Below are 16,171 nucleotides of genomic sequence, written 5' to 3'. Positions count from 1 at the left end.
TCGAGCTGGTCGACTACGGCGTGGTCGGCGACCTCTTCGCCGTCCTGCCGCAGCTCACCGCCGAGGTGAAGGCCCGCAAGGGCTGATCCGCCCCGCGGGGACGGAGGGCGTGGCGCCGGGTGCTCGGTGCCACGCCCTCCGGCGTTCCCCGGAGTGCCCGGGCGTTCGCGGCGGGCCCGTAGAGTCGGCGCGACACCTGTGGGCGTGACACCCGTAGAGAGGCGAGGACGGACGCATGGCACTGCTGACGGCACTTCAGGGCGGCTTCGGGGACGCCGCCGACGCGCTGCGGATCGACGGGCGGGTGCTCTCGCGGGAGGAACTGCTGGGCGCGGCGACCGCCGTGGCGGACCGGGTGGCCGGTGCACCCGCGCTCGCGGTGCTGGCCCGGCCGAGCGTCGAGACCGTCACCGCCGTGGTCGGCGGTCTACTGGCGGGCGTGCCCGTGGTGCCGCTGCCGCCCGACTCCGGGCCGAAGGAACGCGAGCACATCCTGCGCGACTCGGGGGCCACGATGCTCGCGCACGCCGTCGGCGACGGTGCGGTGGGCGGTGTGGTGGGGCTGCCGGTCGATCCGGCGGAGCGATCCGGGACGACGTACGCCGAGCCGGCCGGGGACGCCACCGGGTTCGTCCTCTACACCTCGGGCACCACCGGCGCGCCGAAGGGCGCGGTGATCCGCCGCGAGGCCGTCGCTGCGGACCTGGACGCGCTCGCCGCCGCCTGGCAGTGGACCGCCGACGACACGCTCGTCCACGGTCTGCCGCTGTTCCACGTCCACGGCCTGCTGCTCGGCGTGCTCGGTGCCCTGCGCACCGGCAGCCGCCTCGTGCACACCGGTCGGCCCACCCCCGCCGGGTACGCGGCCGCGGGTGGCAGCCTGTACTTCGGCGTGCCGACCGTCTGGTCCCGGCTGGCGGCCGACCCGGAGGCGGCGGCCGCCCTCGCCACGGCCCGGCTGCTGGTCTCCGGCAGCGCGCCGTTGCCCGTCCCGGTGTTCGAGAAGCTCTCGGCGCTGACCGGCCACGCCCCGATCGAGCGCTACGGGATGACGGAGTCGCTGATCACCGTCAGCACCCGGGCGGACGGCGAGCGCCGGCCCGGCAGCGTCGGCCTGCCGCTGGACGGGGTGCGCACGCGGCTGGTCGGGGAGGACGGCGCGCCCGTGCCGTCCGACGGGGAGAGCGTCGGCGAACTGCAGGTCGCCGGCCCGACCCTCTTCTCCGGCTACCTCAACCGGCCGGACGCCGACGCCGAGGCGTGGACCGCGGACGGCTGGTTCCGCACCGGGGACGTCGCGGTGATCGGTGCGGACGGTTTCCACCGGATCGTCGGCCGCGCCTCGGTGGACCTGATCAAGAGCGGCGGCTACCGGATCGGCGCCGGCGAGGTGGAGGCCGCGCTGCGCGACCACCCGGCCGTCGTCGACGCCGCCGTGGTCGGCGCGCCGGACGAGGACCTCGGGCAGGCCGTCGTCGCGTACGTCATTCCGGAAGGTCCGGTGACGAGGGATCAGCTGGCGGCGTTCGTGGCCGAGCGGCTCTCGGCGCACAAGCGCCCGCGGCGGGTCGTTCTGGTGTCCGAACTCCCAAGGAACGCCATGGGAAAGGTACTCAAGAAGCAGCTGCTTGCGGAGCTCGGTGAGCGGTGATGACGGGGCGTCGGACACATCGCGATGACGGTAGCTCACTCTGACGCCCCGTTTGGTGCTCACCCTTCGTGACCCTTCATTTGGCGCACTCCACTGCGCGCCGTGCGCGGATGCGCGCCTAACGTGACACGCGACAGTACAGAATCGGCTGATTCGACCGTTTTGGGTCGGTTCGGTGCCTTCAGACCTTTCCGCGTTTCCGCAGCAGTGAAGGAAGTCAGCAGGATGACCACCGTCAACACCGGCGCGCCGGATGCCGCCGACGAGTCGACCGGGCAGCACGCCACCACCCCCACCGCCGACCGCAGGGCCGCCGCCCGTCCCTCCCGGGCCGGGCGGGTGCGCCGGGGGATCGGCATGGTGGCCGTGATCGCCGCCGGCGCGGGTGTGATCGGCCTCGGCACCAGCGTGACCCCCGCCGCCGCCGAGCCGGCGCCGGCCCACGCCGGCTGGGACGGGTCGCGGTACTGGTTCAAGAACAGCAAGGGCGAGTGGCGCTGGACCACGCACTACGACATCTACAAGGCGCGCACCGGGGGCGGGTCGACCCCGAAGACGTCGACGTCGTCCGGTGCGAACTCCAACGGGGGGATCAAGCAGGGCTGGGACGGGTCGCGGTACTGGTTCAAGAACAGCAAGGGCGAGTGGCGCTGGACCACGCACTACGACATCTACCTCGACCGCACGGGGGGCGGGGGCTCCTCCGCGTCCTCCTCGCCCAGCGCGGCGCCGCCCTCGGCGGACCGGAACATCGAGGCGGCGATCAACTTCGCGCTCGCGCAGCTCGGCAAGCCCTTCGAGACGGCGGGCAACGGACCGGACGGGTACGACTGCTCCGGCCTGGTGCAGCAGGCGTTCCGGCGCGGCGGCATCGAGCTGCCGCGGGTGGCCAACGACCAGTACGCGGCGACCACGCCGATCACCGCGAGCCAGCTGCGCCGCGGCGACCTGCTCTTCTGGTCGCCCGACGGCACCAAGCGGGGCATCCAGCACGTGGCGATCTACCTGGGCAACAACCAGTACGTCGAGGCGGCTCGGCCGGGGACCCTCGTCCGGATCTCGAACATCAGCAGTGGCTACTACCCGCACTACATGGGGCGCCCGTAGCCGGGTGAGGGGTGCTCGGGCCTGTGCGGGTCGGGCCTGTGCGGGCCCGGGCGCCCTTGTGCTGATCGGGGACTGATGCGCGGACGCTTCTTGTCCGGACCTTTCACGGTGAGAGGTCGGTCGGGCGAGGGAGGGCGCCGCGGGCGCCCAGGGCGGTGACGGCGAAGGCCCCGGCCGCCACCGCGACGGCGGCCGCCTCGGGCAGGGCCGTGCCGCGGGCGAGTTCGGCGGCCAGGGCGCCGCAGAAGACGTCACCGGCGCCGGTGGTGTCCACCACGCTGACGGCGGGGGCGGGCAGGGGCGTCACCCGGCCGTCGGTGACGACGAGGGCGCCCTCGCCGCCGAGGGTGATCACGGCGGCGTCGGCGAGGCCGCCGAGCGCGTCGGCCGCCTCGGCGACGGTGTCGGTGCCGGTGAGCCGGCGGGCCTCGACGGCGTTCACAACGACCAAGGGCCGACGGCCGATTGAGCTCGTCCCGGGAAGGGCTCCGGCGGGGGCGGCGTTGTGCACCCAGCGGGTGCCATCGGCCGGGAGCGCGGCGGCCGCCGCGCGCACGCACTCATCCGGAACCTCGCCGCCGGTGAGGACCACGTCGCGGGGCAGGAGGCGGACGATGGCGAGTGCTGCGGTGACCTCGGCGGCCGTGAGGCAGGCGTTGGCGCCCGGGACGACGACGATGCTGTTTTCGCCGGAGGGGTCCACCATGACGATCGCCTGACCGGTGGGCACGGTGGCGTCGGTGAGCACGGCGCCGGTCTCGACGCCGGCGCTCCGGAGATCGGCGAGCGCCGTCCGTCCGTCGGCGTCCGCCCCGACCTTCGCGACCAGGTGGGTGGCCGCGCCCAGCCGGGCCGCCGCCACGGCCTGGTTCGCGCCCTTACCGCCGAAACCCCGTGCGGCGTCCGAGGCCAGCACGGTCTCGCCGGGGGACGGGAGCGCGGGGCAGCGGAGGATCCGGTCGACGTTGACCGACCCGATGACGATGACTCGGCCGGCGGGGCGCAGCTTCATCGTTCCTCTGTACGGGGTGGGGCGGCTCGGCGCAAGCCGGGTGGCGAGCGCGGCAAGGGATGGGGTGAGGGGGGCGGTGAGTGGCCGGGGATGCGGGGGCGTACGGTCGTGAGCGGGGGTGGTGCGCGTGGGGCGTGTGCTGTGGCGTGAGCGCCGTTGTGCGAGCGTGCGAGCCGGCTCGATGAGGTGCGCCGGGGGCGGACCGTAGGGGTGCGAAGCGCGCGCGAAGGCCTGGGCGAACGGTTGGCGCCGTCCGCTGCCCGGGGGCCTGGCCTGGGCACATGCCCCTGTCAAGGGGCGGGCCGGGGCGGCGCAGTGGGCGGCGCGGGCAGGTATGGGGAGCCGCGCGGCGGGGGTACCACCACGGGTGGCGCTGGTTCGACAACGGGGGCGCCGCCCGGTGCGAACGGCATCGGGGGAAGTCGAGAGCAGTCGAGGGCAGGGGACGTTGTGATCGTCTGGGTCAATGGCACATTCGGGGCGGGCAAGACCAGCGCCTGCCGCGAGTTGGTGGAACTGCTTCCCGGGAGCACGCTGTTCGACCCCGAGCTGGTGGGGGCCGGGCTGAGGGGGATGCTTCCGGCCGACCGGCTGGCGGCGGTGTCCGACTTCCAGGACCTGCCGGCCTGGCGCCGGCTCGTCCCCGAGGTGGCGGCCGCGCTGCTCGGCGAGTTGCCGGGCCCCTTGGTGGTCCCGATGACCCTGCTCAGAGAGGACTACCGGGACGAGATCTTCGGCGATCTCGCCGCGCACGGCATCGCGGTGCACCACGTCGTCCTGGATCCCGAAGAAACGATCCTGCGTGAGCGCATTGCGCAGCGCGACGAGTGCCCGGGTGATCCCGACGCCAGCGAGCGGGTCCGCCAGTGGTGCCTGGAGCACCTGCCGCGCTACCGCGCCGCCCGACGCTGGCTGCTGCGCGACGCCCGCGCGCTCGACACCGGCAGGCTCACGCCGCGCGAGACCGCCGAGCGGGTCGCCGAACTCGTCCGCGACGGCGCCGCCCGCTGCCCGATCGTCCAGACGCCCGACCCGACCGAGGACACCGTCGCCTCCGCTGTCCTGTTCTTCGACGAGCAGGACCGCGTGCTCCTCGTCGATCCCGTCTACAAGCCCGACTGGGACTTCCCGGGCGGGGTCGTCGAACGCGGCGAGGCCCCCACCGACGCCGCCCTGCGCGAGACCGCCGAGGAACTGGGCCTGCGGCTCGACCCGGCCGCCCTGCGGCTGCTCGCCGTCGACTGGGAGCCGCGGACCGGGCCGCGCCGCGGCGGCCTGCGGCTCATGTACGACGGCGGGCTGCTGGACGCCACCGCCCGGCAGGGGCTGCTGCTCCAGCGAGAGGAGCTGCGGAGCTGGCGCTTCGTCACGCTGGACGAGGCCGCCGACCTGCTGCCGCCGAGCCGGTACCGGCGGCTGGCCGCCACCCTGGACGCGCGGCGCAGCGGGGAGCTGCGGTACCTGGAGGCGGGGCGGCGGGTCGCCGTCGGGCTGGCCCGGGCGGCGGACGCGGCGTAGCTGCCCGTTCCGCGGGGGCCTGAGCGCTGGGATCGTACGGCGGCACGTCCGTGCGGGCGGGCGGGCGCGGGCGGGCGGGCGTGGGCGGTCGGCGGGCCGGCGTGGGAACGGGCAGGATGGGCGCATGCCGTTCACCTTCAGCCACCCCGCCGCCGTCCTGCCACTGCTGCGCGCCGCCGGGGAGCGCGGCCCGCTCGTGGCGTCGGCGCTGGTCGCCGGGTCGATGGCGCCCGACGTGCCGTTCTTCGCCGAGTCGCTGCTGCCGGGGGTGTACGGGCACGGCGGGCTGACGCACCGGTGGTGGGCGGTGCCGACGCTGGACGTGGCGATCGCGGGCGTGCTGGTGGCGGGTTGGCACGGGATGCTGCGAGGCCCGTTGGTGGCGCTGCTGCCCGAGCGGTGGGCGGGCGCGGCGGAGGCGTTGACGGTCCGGCGTGGTGGTGCGGACGCGGTGGAGGCGCCGGCCGTTCGGCGTGGTGGTGCGGACGCGGCTGCGTCGGCGGGGTGGTTCGTGGTGTCGGCGGCGGTCGGGGCGGCCACGCACGTGGGGTGGGACGCCTTCACCCACGAAGGGCGGCTGGGGGTGCGGTTGCTGCCGCTGCTGGACCGGCAGGTGGCCGGGGTGCCACTGTACTCCGCGCTGCAGTACGGGAGTTCGGCGCTCGCGCTGGCCGCGATCGGCGGGTGGGCGGTGCGCGCGGCGCGGGCCGTCGAGCCGGTGCGGCCCGCCGTCGTGCTCTCGCCCATCGGCCGGAGGGCCGCCGTCGCGGCGCTGGGCCTGGCGACGGCGGCCGGGGCGGCGCACCGGATCGGTCCGCTGCGGCGGGGGCTGATCCCGGAGGTCTGCTTCGGCGCCGGGGCCGGGCTCGCGGTGGGTGCGGCCGGCTATGCGGCGGCCGTCGCGGCTGTGGTGGCCGTCAAGGGCCGGCGGCTGAAGGCAGCCGCCGGCCGGGTGACGGGCGTGGCGTCCGGGAGTGCGTCAGGTGCGGCGTCCGGGCGGGCGCCCGCCGCGGGGGCGGGCACATCGGCCGTCAGGCGGAGCGCAGTTCGGCGTAGTGGCGCAGGAACAGGGCCTCGCTGAGGGCCATCAGCTCCAGCTCCTTCGGGTCCACGCTCTCGTTGACCGCGTGGATCTGGGTGGTCGGCTCCTCCACGCCGATCAGCACGATCTCGGCCTGCGGGTACAGCGTGCGCAGCGTGTCGCAGAGCGGGATCGAGCCGCCCTCGCCGGAGACGACCATCGGGGTGCCGAAGGCCTCGGCCATGGCCTTGCCCATCGCCTCGTAGGCCGGGCCGGTGGTGTCGGCGCTGAACGGAGCGCCGTTGCCCTGGCGCTCGACCGTCAGGCGGGCGCCGAGCGGCACGTGCGCCTCCAGGTGGGCGACCAGCAGGTCCTGGGCGGCGGCCGCGTCGGTGCCCGGCGGCACGCGCAGGCTCACGAGCGCCTTCGCGGCGGCCTGGACGGAGGAGGTGGCGCCGATCACCGGCGGGGCGTCGATGCCGAGGACGGTGACGGACGGGCGGGCCCAGAGCCGGTCGGCGATGGTGCCGGTGCCGGTCAGGGCGACGCCGTCCAGCACCTTGGCGTCGGCGCGGAACTGCTCCTCCGCGTACTGCACGCCGTCCCAGGTCTGGTCGGCGGTCAGCCCGGCCACGGCGACGTCGCCGTTCTCGTCGTGCAGCGAGGCGAGCACCTTGACGAGCGACTGCAGTGCGTCCGGGGCGGCGCCGCCGAAGGCGCCGGAGTGCAGGTTCCCGGCGAGGGTGGTGAGGGAGACCTCGACGACCGTCATGCCGCGCAGCGACGCGGTGACGGTGGGCAGGCCGGGGGCGAAGTTGCCGGTGTCGCCGATGACGATGACGTCGGCGGCGAGCAGCTCGGGGTGCGCCTCGGCGTACCGCTGGAGGCCGCCGGTGCCCTGCTCCTCCGAGCCCTCGACGATGATCTTCAGACCGACCGGGTAGGTGTCCCCGTACACCTGGCGCAGGGCGCGCAGGGCGGTCAGGTGCATCAGGATGTTGCCCTTGCAGTCGGCTGCGCCGCGCCCGTACCAGCGGCCGTCACGCTCGGTCAGTTCGAAGGCGGGGCTGAGCCAGGCGTCCTCGTCGAGCGGCGGCTGGACGTCGTAGTGCGAGTACAGCAGGACGGTCGGCGCGCCCTCGGGGCCGGGGAGTTCGGCGTAGACGGACTGGGTGCCGTCGGGGGTGTCGAGCAGCCGGACGTCGGTCAGGCCCTCGGCGGCGAACGCGTCGGCGGTCCAGCGTGCGGCCTTCTCGCACTCCTCGACGGGGAACTGGCGCGGGTCGGCGACCGACGGGAAGGCGACCAGCTCGGCGAGGTCGGTGCGGGCGCGGTCCATCAGGGACCGGACAGCGTCGGCCAGGGGCTGTGACATCGGGGCTGCTCCGAGGGGCGGGGCCGCCCGAGGGGTGGTCCGGGCGGGTACGGGCGGTTGGGGTACCGCCGATCATAGGCGGAGTGGCACGGGCGGGGCGGGCGTGGTCACCGGCGCCGGCGCCGGTGTGACGTCCGGGACGGTGTCCGGGGTGGTGTGCGGTGTGGTGTCCGGCGTGGTCGTGGGGTGTTGTGTGCGGCTCGGCAGGGACCGTGGCGGACGCATAGGATTGCTCGACGTGACTGACTCCGGAAGCTCCGATTCCCGCAGCCCGCTCGACGCCCAGGCGTCCGAACTGCCGACGGCGTCCGAGGCGTCCGAGGCGCCCGAAGGGCCCCAAGCGCCCCAAGCGCCCGAAGCACTCGTCCGGCCTTCCGACGGCCCGTCGGCTCCGCAGTCCGGCGCGGCCGCTGCCCACGGGGGGACCGACGGGCTCGACGGTGTCTGGGACGTCGTGGTGGTCGGCGCCGGACCGGCCGGGGCCTCGGCCGCGCACGCCGCCGCCGTCCAGGGCCGCCGGGTGCTGCTGCTCGACAAGGCCGAGCACCCCCGCTACAAGACCTGCGGCGGCGGGATCATCGGCCCGTCCCGGGACAGCCTGCCACCGGACTTCCGGCTGCCGCTCCAGGACCGCGTGCACGCCGTCACCTTCGCCTACCAGGGGCGGTACACCCGGACGCAGCGCTCCAAGCGGATGCTGTTCGGCCTGGTCAACCGCGACGAGTTCGACCTGCGCCTGGTGCAGGCGGCCAAGCAGGCCGGCGCCGTACTGGTCACCGGAGTGACCGTCACCGGCGTGGAACAGCGCGGCGGGGAGCACCGGACGGCGCTGGTGACGGCGGCGGACGGGCGCCGGTTCGAGGCGCGCGCGGTGGTCGGCGCGGACGGCAGCGCGAGCCGGATCGGCCGGCACGTGGGCGTCACCTTCGACCAGATCGACCTCGGCCTGGAGGCGGAGATCCCGGTGCCGCCGCAGGTCGCCGCCGACTGGGCGGGCCGGATCCACCTCGACTGGGGCCCGCTGCCCGGCAGTTACGGCTGGGTCTTCCCGAAGACGGAGTCGAGCAGCCTGACCGTGGGCGTCATCTCGGCGCGCGGCGACGGGGAGCGGACGAAGCAGTACCTCGCCGACTACATCCGGCGGTTGGGCCTGTCCGGCTTCGCGCCGAGCGTCGAGTCGGGGCACCTGACGCGCTGCCGGGCCGAGGACTCGCCGCTCTCGCGCGGCCGGGTGCTGGTCGCCGGGGACGCGGCCGGCCTGCTGGAGCCGTGGACCCGCGAGGGCATCTCGTACGCGCTGCGCTCGGGCCGGCTGGCCGGCGAGTGGGCGGTGAAGGTCGCCGAGGCGGGCAACGCGGCCGAGGTGCGGCGCGAGGCGCTCAACTACGCGTTCGCCATCAAGGCGGGCCTGGGCGTGGAGATGCGGGCGGGCAAGCAGCTGCTGGGCGCCTTCGAGCGCCGCCCGTACCTGTTCCACGCCGCGGTCTGCCTGGTGCCGGCCGCCTGGCGCGCCTTCGCCGGGACGACCCAGGGGCACACCACGTTCGCCCAGGTGCTACGCCAGCACCGCGCGGCGCGCAAGCTGTCGGCGCTGGCCTCGCGGTAGCTCGGTTCGCGGCAACTCGGGCGCGCGGTAGGGCCGTTGCTCCTGGTCAGGGGCAACGGCCCTACCGCTGTTCGGCTTTGTGGCGACGGCTGGTCGAGGCCGGTGTCGAGTGCGGACATCAGGGTGCCGGCCTCCTCGGCGAACTGGCCTGGCTCCGCGCCGTTCGCGGACTGCCGGGCGCCGGGGTCGGCCTGGACGTGACAGATGACAGATTTCGAAATCTGTCATCTGTTATCTGTTCGCCGTTTTCTGTCGCCTGTCGCTTGCCACCCGCGGGCCGTCACCGGTCCGCCCCCGTCAGCTCGTCCCCGAGCGGGCTGCGCCGGTACAGCACCGAACGGCCGTGCCGGGCCCGGGTGACGAGACCGGTCGCGGCGAGCACGGACAGGTGCTGGCTGACCGCGCCCGGGGTCACCCCTAGCCGGTACGCGAGGTCGGTGGTCGACGCGGGCTCGGCGAGCAGTGCGAGCAGCCGGGCCTTCGGTGCGCCGAGGAGCGCCTCCAGCGCCTGCGGCGGCACCGGCGGCCTCGCGTCGGCCATCCCCGCCTGCCCGCGGGCCGGATAACTGATCTGCGGTGGAAGGTCGTTGCTGATCATCGTGATCGCGCCGCGCGCGAAGAAGGTCGGCATCAGGACGAGCCCGCGCCCGTCCACGGCGGTCTCGGCGTCCCACTCCGTCCACCGCCGGTTGATCGACAGCACGCCGTTCTCCCAGCGCAGCCGGTGGTCCAGATCGGCGAAGAGCGCCGCCGCGCCGTGCTGCGCGAGCAGCCGGGCCCGGTAGACGAGGTCCGCCTCCAGCACTGCCCGGGCCTGCGGCCACCAGGTGGGTGCGAGGCACATCTCCCAGTACTCCTCCAGGGCGTCGGCGATCCGGCCGAGCAGCCGCGCCGGGTCGGTCAGCCCGGCGGCGAGCGGCGCGGGCAGCGGTTGGCCGTGGGGCAGGAAGGTCCGTTCGAGCTCCGGGCCCAGCTGCTCGGGCGGCAGGGCACGGACGGTGGCCAGTTCGGCGCGGAAGTCGGCGGTCGGCGCGGTCGGGCGGGGCGTCAGGAAGTCGGGGATCCACCGGGTCTCGGCGACGAGGGAGAGCAGTAGCGCGGAGTCCAGCCGTTCGAAGGCGGGCCGGAGCCGTTCGAAGGCGCGGGTCTGGAGCGGGTAGGCGCCCGGGTGGGTCCACATCCGCAGGCTGAGCGAGGCCTCCTGGATGGGGGAGACGGCGAACCAGGTGGTGGCGAGGTCGGCCAGGCCGAGCGTGAACCGGTGCACCGCGGGGCCTCCGGACGGTGGGACGCGGGAAGCGAGGATTTAGGCAGAGCCTAAAGGATTACCGCTGTCGCTCGTCGGGCGGTGGGATCGGGGCATGACCTCCACTCCCGCGGAGACTTCCGCACCCTCCTCGGCCATGCCCGCTTCCGGCGGCGGCGGCGGCCTGGCCGCGGCTGTTCGGAGGCGGCTGCACCCGGACCCGACGGTCCGTCGGCTGGCCGCGATCACCCTGGTCAACACCGTGGGCAACGGCCTCGCGCTGGCGGTGTCGGTGCTGTTCTTCACCCGGGTGCTCGGCCTGAGCGCGGCCCAGCTCGGCTTCGGGATGACGGCCGCCGGGCTGTGCGGGGTCGTGGCGAGCGTGCCCGCCGGTCGCGCCGCCGACCGCTGGGGTGCGCGGCGCGTACTGGTGACGCTGGCGACGCTGGAGGCGGTCGGCGCCGCGGGGTACGTGCTGGTGCGCAGCTACCCGGCGTTCGTCGTGCTGGCCTGCGCGGTGGCGGCGGTGGACCGCGGTTCGTCCGCCGTCCGCAACGCGCTCTACGCCGAGGTGCTGCCGGCCGACGGCCGGGTGGCGGGCCGTGCCTACCTGCGGGTCGTGACCAACGCCGGCATCTGCGCGGGCACGGCCTTCGGCGCGATCGCGCTCCAGGCGGACACCCGGCCGGTCTACCTGTCGGCGATCCTGGTCAACGCCGTCTCGTTCGCGGTCGTCGCCGTGATGGTCCAGCGCCTCCCCGGAAAAGCGGTGAACGGCACCCGGGCCCCCGAGGAGGCGCAGGGCGCGAGCGGCGAGGCGCGCGGCAAGCGGCGCAACCCGGCCCTGCGGGACGGCCCGTTCCTGGTCGTGACGCTGCTGAACTCGCTGCTGGCCCTGCAGTTCGCCGCCCTGGAGGTCGGCGTGCCGCTGTGGATCGTCCAGGACACCGACGCGCCCCGGATCACCGTCGCGGGCACCCTGGTCGTCAACACGGTGCTGGTGATCACCCTCCAGGTGCGGGCCACCAAGGGCACCGAGGACCTGGCGAAGGCGGCCCGGGTCTGCGGCCGGTCGGGGCTGCTGCTCCTGGCGTCCTGCGTCGTGATCGCCCTGGCGCACGGCCTGCCCGCGATCGTCGCGGCCGTGGTGGTCCTCGCGGGCGTCGCGCTCCAGTCGCTCGGCGAGGTTCTCGGCCAGGCCGGCGGCTGGGCGCTCAGTTACGACCTCGCGGGGGAGCGCGCGCACGGCGCGTACCAGGGCGTCTACAACGCCGGGATGTCGGCCGCGTTGATGATCGGACCGGCGGTGGTCACCACCGTCGTGATCGGGCACGGCCTCCTCGGCTGGGCCGTCCTCGGGGCGGTGCTGGCGGGGGCGGGCCTCGCCATGGGTCCCGCCGTCCGGTGGGCCGGACGGCGGAACCAGGAGGCGTAGCGACGCCCGCACCACGGCGGCGCCTGCTCCCGTTGCTCCTGCTACTCCCGCACGAGTGCGAGCTGCTACTCCCGCACGAGCGCGAGCGCCTCGATCTCGATCAGCACCTCGGGCCGGAACAGCGCCGCGACCTGCACCGCGGAGCTGGCCGGCGGGTTGGCGGTGTTCACGTGCTCGTCGCGGGCCTCGCGGATGGCGGGCAGATAGGCGATGTCGGTGACGAAGATGGTGAACTTCACGACGTCGTCGAAGCCGGCCCCGGCGGCGGCCAGACAGCGGCGCAGGTTCTCGAACACCTGGCGCGCCTGCGCCTTCGGGTCGCCCTCGCCGACCAGGTTCCGGTGCTCGTCGAAGGCCACCTGGCCGGAGACCTGGACCAGTCGGCCAGTGCCGGTGACGACCTGGGTGTAGCCGGTGCCGGGGGCGACACCAGGCGGCTCGGTGATGTGGGTGAGGTGCTGGTTGGTGGTCATGCGGGCCATCGTGGCGCATGGCGGGACGGTGTCGCACCCTCCTTTCGCCGGAAGCCGGTGACGCACGTGGGTTCGTCGCGGGGAGCCGGGCGGGTCGCCCGGTCAGCGGACGATCTCGGGCAGGTCGCGCAGGAACGGTCGGTCGGCGGGCGGGAGTTGGGCGAGCGGTCCGGCGGCGCGCAGCACGACGTCCAGCACGCCGTCCGGGTCGGCGGCGTAACCGCCGCTGGCCCAGGCCGCGTTGGCCTCGACCACGGCCCAGCCGCCGTCCGTCGGGCCGACGTCCACCACGACGGCGCTGGGCAGGGCGGGCCCGCCGGCGGCCAGGACGTCGGTGGCGAACGCGAGGACCTCGCCGGCCTCCGCGCCGAGCGGCGCGACGCTCAACTCCCCGTCCACCGCGTACCGCGAGGCCGCCCGGACGGTCCCGTCGAGCACGAACAGCCGGTACTCGCGCCGGAACCGCACCATCTCGCTCACCTGCACCGGCGTGTCCCCGTCCAGCACCCCGGGCCCGGGCAGCGCGGCGCCGTCGGGGTAGATCCGGGCGGCGAACACCTTGTCCGCCGGCGGCTTGACGAACGCGGGACCGCGCAGCCGGCGTGCCTCGGCGAGCGTGGTGCAGGAGACCCGGCGCCCGGTCAGCTCCCGCGGCAGGTCCGCGAGCCAGGCGGCGGGCGGCTCCAGGAGCGCGAGCCCGAGCGCCCGTCCGACGGCGTCGCCGAACAGCGGCCCGCCGTACACGTGCACGTGCGCTGCCGACCCGAGAAGCTCCTCCGGTGCCTGCCAGGAGGTGGCCGTGTACGCGCGCAGGCCGCGGCGGCCGGCGGCGGTGCGCAGCTGGAGGCCGGTCTCGTTGATCCGGGGCGCGAGCAGCAGGACGGTGTCGGTGTCCCCGGAGGCGTGGGTGTCCCTACGAGGGTGCGTGCTTCCAAGGACGTGGGCGTTCAGGGCGGAGGCGGTGTTCGAGGCGGAGGCGGTGTTCGAGGCGGAGGCGGTGTTCGAGGCGGAGGCGGTGCTCATGGCGTGATGGTGCCGTGGGCGCTGTGGCGCCCACCACCGGTTTTCCACCCATCCCGTCCCCGGTGGCTCTGGCCGAGGGACGGGTGGGCGTGCCAGAGTCGTCCGGGCGCGGTCCGGGTACCCCCGCCGCGCCCGCGGTCCGACCCACCCTCAGCCGGAAAGCAGGCCCCCGCCGATGACCAGCGAAGCGCCCTTCGTCCACGTCACCACCGCCGACGCCGTCACCACCCTCACCCTCGACTCGCCGCACAACCGCAACGCGCTCTCCACCCGCCTGATGGCCGAGCTGCACGCCGGACTGGCGCTCGCCGCGGCCGACCCGGAGGTTCGGGCGGTGGTGCTCGGGCACACCGGCAAGGTGTTCTGCGCGGGCGCGGACCTGTCCGAGGCCACCGGCGCGGACCCGACGGTGGGCCCGCGCGGCCTGGTCGAGCTCCAGCGGGCGATCGTGGACTGCGCGAAGCCGGTGATCGCCGTGATCGACGGGCACGTGCGGGCCGGCGGCCTCGGCCTGGTCGGCGCGGCGGACCTCGCCATCGCCGGACCGGCCGCCACCTTCGCGTTCACCGAGGTCCGGCTGGGCCTCGCGCCCGCCGTCATCTCGCTGCCGCTGCGCCCCAAGCTCGACCCGCGCGCCGCCTCCCGCTACTACCTCACCGGCGAGGTCTTCGACGCCGCCGAGGCCGCCCGGATCGGGCTGATCACCCGCGCCACCGCGTCCGCCGAGGACACCGGCACCGCGCTGAAGGAGCTGCTGGACGCGCTGCGCCAGGGCTCGCCGCAGGGGCTCGCGGAGTCGAAGCGGCTGGCGAACGCGGACGTCGTGCGCTCCTTCGAGCGCGACGCGGACGAGCTGGTGGAGCTGTCGGCGCGGCTGTTCGGGTCGGCGGAGGCGCAGGAGGGGATGCGGGCGTTCCTGGAGAAGCGGCCCGCGCGCTGGGTGCGCTGACGCGGCGGGCCGACGGGCTTCGCGCGTGCGGCCCTCAGCGCACGGCGGCCGTCTCCCGCCAGAGGCGCAGCAGGCTCTCGTCCCCGGTGGAGGTGGTGGCTTCGGCGTGCTCGGCCGGGAGTCGGTTCCAGAGCAGCAGGTACAGCTCATGGGCGGGGCCGGTGATGGTGAGATCGGCTTCGGCGGGTTCGTCCGTGGTCACGGCCGGCGGTTCCTGGCTGATCGTCACCCGCCAGGTGCCGGGGCCGTCGGTGGCCCGGACCAGGACCGTACGGGGCTTCTCGCTGCGCAGCCTGGAGCGCGGGCGGACGAGGAAGCCGCGCAGCAGCTCGTCGACGCCGTCCAGGGCGAGCGCGGTGTCCGCCCGCGGGCCGTCGGTGCCGGCCGCCGCGTCGGCGTCGAAGCGGTGGATGGCCGTCTCGTGTGCCTGGCGGCGGGCCCAGAACGCCAGCGGGCTGGGCGCGGGGAGGAAGGACCAGCAGTCCACGTCGGCGGGGGCGGCCACCAGGGTGTCCACGAGGGCGGCGTGGCCCTCGCGGTACCAGTCGAGCAGCGCCGCGCCGGACGGCGCCGGGCCGACCGGCTCGCCCCCGCCGTCCAGGTCGAGCGGCTCCCGCAGGCCCCGGGCGGGGTGGGCGGCGGCCCAGCGGTGGACCAGGCCGATGTGTCGCAGGAGGTCGGCGACCTGCCAGTCCGGGCAGGTCGGGACGGGGGCGGTGAGGTCGGCGCGGGCGGCGGCGTCGGCCAGCAGAGCGCCTTCGCGGCGGAGCGCGTCGATGTGCTCGGAGATCTCCATGGCCCGGAGTCTTCCACGGCCGGCGGCTTTCGGACCCGGGCCGATCGGCGGGTGCGCGAAGGCGCCGGTTGTGGGGGCGATGGCCGGGGCGAAGGCCGGGCCGTGCGCGTGGGGCGGGTGTGGGGCGCGGGGTCGGTGTGATGTTGGCCGCCCGGCGGCCGGACGAACCCTACGGGCCGGTAACGTGAGCGCATGTCGAAAACCCGTTCCCTCCTCTCCGCCGTCCGGGCCGGTGGCAGGCGTGCCGCCGGACGCCTTGTCCACCGGGGCTGGCGCTGGGTGCAGCGGACCGGTGCGGTCAGCAACCAGAGCCCCGGCCCGTACCAGTTCGGGGAGTTGGGGGACGGGACGACGCTCGCGTTCCCGCTCGGGGCGGTGTTCAACGAGCGGTGGATCACCATCGGGCCGTTCTCGATCATCGGGGAACGGGTCACCATCAGCGCGGGCTTCCTGCCCGGCCTCGACCTCGGGCCCGAACCGATCGTGCGGATCGGCGGCGGCTGCGTGATAGGCCGCGACAGCCACATCGTCGGGCACCAGTCGATCGTCCTCGGCGACGACGTGTGGACCGGGCCCGGCGTCTACATCTCCGACCAGGCGCACGAGTACCGCGCCACCGACCTGCCGATCGGCAAGCAGTGGCCGCGCAACGAGCCGGTCGAGATCGGCTCGGGCAGCTGGATCGGCACCGGCGCGGTGATCCTTCCGGGCGCCCGGATCGGTCGGAACGTGGTGGTGGCGGCGGGCGCGGTGGTGCGCGGCGAGGTGCCCGACCACAGCGTCGTCGCGGGTGCGCCGGCCAAGGTCGTGCGCCGCTGGACGCCCGAGGAGGGCTGGCAGCCGCCGCTGCGTCACGACCCGCCGCAGCCCGTCCCGGACGGTGTGACGGCGGAGCAGCTGCGCGCCCTGGTGGGGTGGGACCTGCGGCTGCCGGGCGAGTCGGCCTGAGCCGGGCCCCG

Annotated in this window: 14 protein-coding genes; 8 read left to right on the top strand and 6 right to left on the bottom strand. The window is 75.1% G+C overall.

Annotated elements, in window-relative coordinates; genetic code table 11:
* Window positions 1–235: 235 nt before the first annotated feature.
* Both ACWCXH_RS28990 and ACWCXH_RS28985 read left to right on the top strand, forming a co-directional pair.
* Window positions 236–1,651, top strand: a complete 1,416-nt coding sequence (locus ACWCXH_RS28990) for an AMP-binding protein (protein ID WP_449804431.1) — start codon at window positions 236–238, stop codon at window positions 1,649–1,651.
* A gap of 225 nt (window positions 1,652–1,876) precedes the next feature.
* Window positions 1,877–2,758, top strand: coding sequence for a C40 family peptidase (locus tag ACWCXH_RS28985; protein ID WP_449804430.1), 882 nt, complete (start codon window positions 1,877–1,879; stop codon window positions 2,756–2,758).
* Window positions 2,759–2,861: 103 nt separating this feature from the next.
* Here the strand turns inward: ACWCXH_RS28985 and ACWCXH_RS28980 are convergent, their stop codons facing one another.
* The gene (locus tag ACWCXH_RS28980) at window positions 2,862–3,770 is read right to left on the bottom strand and encodes a ribokinase (RefSeq protein ID WP_449804429.1); all 909 of its coding nucleotides are present in this window, start codon (window positions 3,768–3,770) and stop codon (window positions 2,862–2,864) included.
* 450 nt (window positions 3,771–4,220) lie between these two features.
* Between ACWCXH_RS28980 and ACWCXH_RS28975 the strand changes: the two genes are divergently transcribed.
* The gene (locus ACWCXH_RS28975) at window positions 4,221–5,288 is read left to right on the top strand and encodes an NUDIX hydrolase (RefSeq protein WP_449804428.1); all 1,068 of its coding nucleotides are present in this window, start codon (window positions 4,221–4,223) and stop codon (window positions 5,286–5,288) included.
* 124 nt (window positions 5,289–5,412) lie between these two features.
* Complete coding sequence (locus ACWCXH_RS28970) at window positions 5,413–6,369, top strand: DUF4184 family protein (protein WP_449804427.1); 957 nt, start codon at window positions 5,413–5,415, stop codon at window positions 6,367–6,369.
* On the opposite strand, the gene ACWCXH_RS28965 is transcribed toward ACWCXH_RS28970, so the two are convergent.
* Window positions 6,320–7,684: a M20/M25/M40 family metallo-hydrolase gene (locus ACWCXH_RS28965; RefSeq protein WP_449804426.1), complete on the bottom strand. Its 1,365-nt coding sequence runs from the start codon at window positions 7,682–7,684 to the stop codon at window positions 6,320–6,322. The genes ACWCXH_RS28970 and ACWCXH_RS28965 overlap by 50 nt on opposite strands.
* A 238-nt stretch (window positions 7,685–7,922) precedes the next feature.
* Between ACWCXH_RS28965 and ACWCXH_RS28960 the strand changes: the two genes are divergently transcribed.
* A complete protein-coding gene (locus ACWCXH_RS28960) occupies window positions 7,923–9,290 on the top strand; it encodes a geranylgeranyl reductase family protein (RefSeq protein ID WP_449804425.1) in 1,368 nt (455 codons plus the stop codon).
* 280 nt (window positions 9,291–9,570) lie between these two features.
* On the opposite strand, the gene ACWCXH_RS28955 is transcribed toward ACWCXH_RS28960, so the two are convergent.
* Window positions 9,571–10,557: an ArsR/SmtB family transcription factor gene (locus ACWCXH_RS28955; RefSeq protein WP_449804424.1), complete on the bottom strand. Its 987-nt coding sequence runs from the start codon at window positions 10,555–10,557 to the stop codon at window positions 9,571–9,573.
* A gap of 94 nt (window positions 10,558–10,651) precedes the next feature.
* Here ACWCXH_RS28955 and ACWCXH_RS28950 point away from each other — a divergent pair, with 94 nt between their 5' ends.
* The gene (locus ACWCXH_RS28950) at window positions 10,652–11,971 is read left to right on the top strand and encodes an MFS transporter (protein ID WP_449804423.1); all 1,320 of its coding nucleotides are present in this window, start codon (window positions 10,652–10,654) and stop codon (window positions 11,969–11,971) included.
* A 65-nt stretch (window positions 11,972–12,036) separates the two neighbouring features.
* Here ACWCXH_RS28950 and ACWCXH_RS28945 read toward each other — a convergent pair whose 3' ends face one another.
* Both ACWCXH_RS28945 and ACWCXH_RS28940 read right to left on the bottom strand, forming a co-directional pair.
* Entirely contained in the window at window positions 12,037–12,444 is a 408-nt protein-coding gene (locus ACWCXH_RS28945; RefSeq protein WP_449804422.1) for a RidA family protein, read from the bottom strand.
* A 102-nt stretch (window positions 12,445–12,546) separates the two neighbouring features.
* Window positions 12,547–13,467, bottom strand: a complete 921-nt coding sequence (locus tag ACWCXH_RS28940) for an ATP-grasp domain-containing protein (protein ID WP_449804421.1) — start codon at window positions 13,465–13,467, stop codon at window positions 12,547–12,549.
* Between the two features lie 175 nt (window positions 13,468–13,642).
* On the opposite strand from ACWCXH_RS28940, the gene ACWCXH_RS28935 reads away from it, so the two are divergent.
* Window positions 13,643–14,416, top strand: coding sequence for an enoyl-CoA hydratase family protein (locus ACWCXH_RS28935; RefSeq protein WP_449804420.1), 774 nt, complete (start codon window positions 13,643–13,645; stop codon window positions 14,414–14,416).
* Between the two features lie 34 nt (window positions 14,417–14,450).
* Here ACWCXH_RS28935 and ACWCXH_RS28930 read toward each other — a convergent pair whose 3' ends face one another.
* Complete coding sequence (locus tag ACWCXH_RS28930; protein WP_449804419.1) at window positions 14,451–15,212, bottom strand: maleylpyruvate isomerase family mycothiol-dependent enzyme; 762 nt, start codon at window positions 15,210–15,212, stop codon at window positions 14,451–14,453.
* A gap of 192 nt (window positions 15,213–15,404) precedes the next feature.
* On the opposite strand from ACWCXH_RS28930, the gene ACWCXH_RS28925 reads away from it, so the two are divergent.
* Window positions 15,405–16,160 (top strand): acyltransferase, encoded by a 756-nt coding sequence (locus ACWCXH_RS28925; protein ID WP_449804418.1) that lies wholly within the window; start codon window positions 15,405–15,407, stop codon window positions 16,158–16,160.
* The last annotated feature ends 11 nt before the right edge of the window (window positions 16,161–16,171 follow it).

This window comes from Kitasatospora sp. NPDC001660, from assembly GCF_053596725.1.
This window is presented reverse-complemented; position numbering and strand designations above follow the sequence as displayed.

What these genes read in the sequence shown, in the direction of transcription:
- ACWCXH_RS28965 (WP_449804426.1), bottom strand. Translation starts at nt 7,684, where the DNA reads ATGTCACAGCCCCTGGCCGACGCTGTCCGGTCCCTGATGGACCGCGCC.
- ACWCXH_RS28970 (WP_449804427.1), top strand. Translation starts at nt 5,413, where the DNA reads ATGCCGTTCACCTTCAGCCACCCCGCCGCCGTCCTGCCACTGCTGCGC.
- ACWCXH_RS28950 (WP_449804423.1), top strand. Translation starts at nt 10,652, where the DNA reads ATGACCTCCACTCCCGCGGAGACTTCCGCACCCTCCTCGGCCATGCCC.
- ACWCXH_RS28945 (WP_449804422.1), bottom strand. Translation starts at nt 12,444, where the DNA reads ATGACCACCAACCAGCACCTCACCCACATCACCGAGCCGCCTGGTGTC.
- ACWCXH_RS28935 (WP_449804420.1), top strand. Translation starts at nt 13,643, where the DNA reads ATGACCAGCGAAGCGCCCTTCGTCCACGTCACCACCGCCGACGCCGTC.
- ACWCXH_RS28985 (WP_449804430.1), top strand. Translation starts at nt 1,877, where the DNA reads ATGACCACCGTCAACACCGGCGCGCCGGATGCCGCCGACGAGTCGACC.
- ACWCXH_RS28940 (WP_449804421.1), bottom strand. Translation starts at nt 13,467, where the DNA reads ATGAGCACCGCCTCCGCCTCGAACACCGCCTCCGCCTCGAACACCGCC.
- ACWCXH_RS28925 (WP_449804418.1), top strand. Translation starts at nt 15,405, where the DNA reads ATGTCGAAAACCCGTTCCCTCCTCTCCGCCGTCCGGGCCGGTGGCAGG.
- ACWCXH_RS28980 (WP_449804429.1), bottom strand. Translation starts at nt 3,770, where the DNA reads ATGAAGCTGCGCCCCGCCGGCCGAGTCATCGTCATCGGGTCGGTCAAC.
- ACWCXH_RS28990 (WP_449804431.1), top strand. Translation starts at nt 236, where the DNA reads ATGGCACTGCTGACGGCACTTCAGGGCGGCTTCGGGGACGCCGCCGAC.
- ACWCXH_RS28930 (WP_449804419.1), bottom strand. Translation starts at nt 15,212, where the DNA reads ATGGAGATCTCCGAGCACATCGACGCGCTCCGCCGCGAAGGCGCTCTG.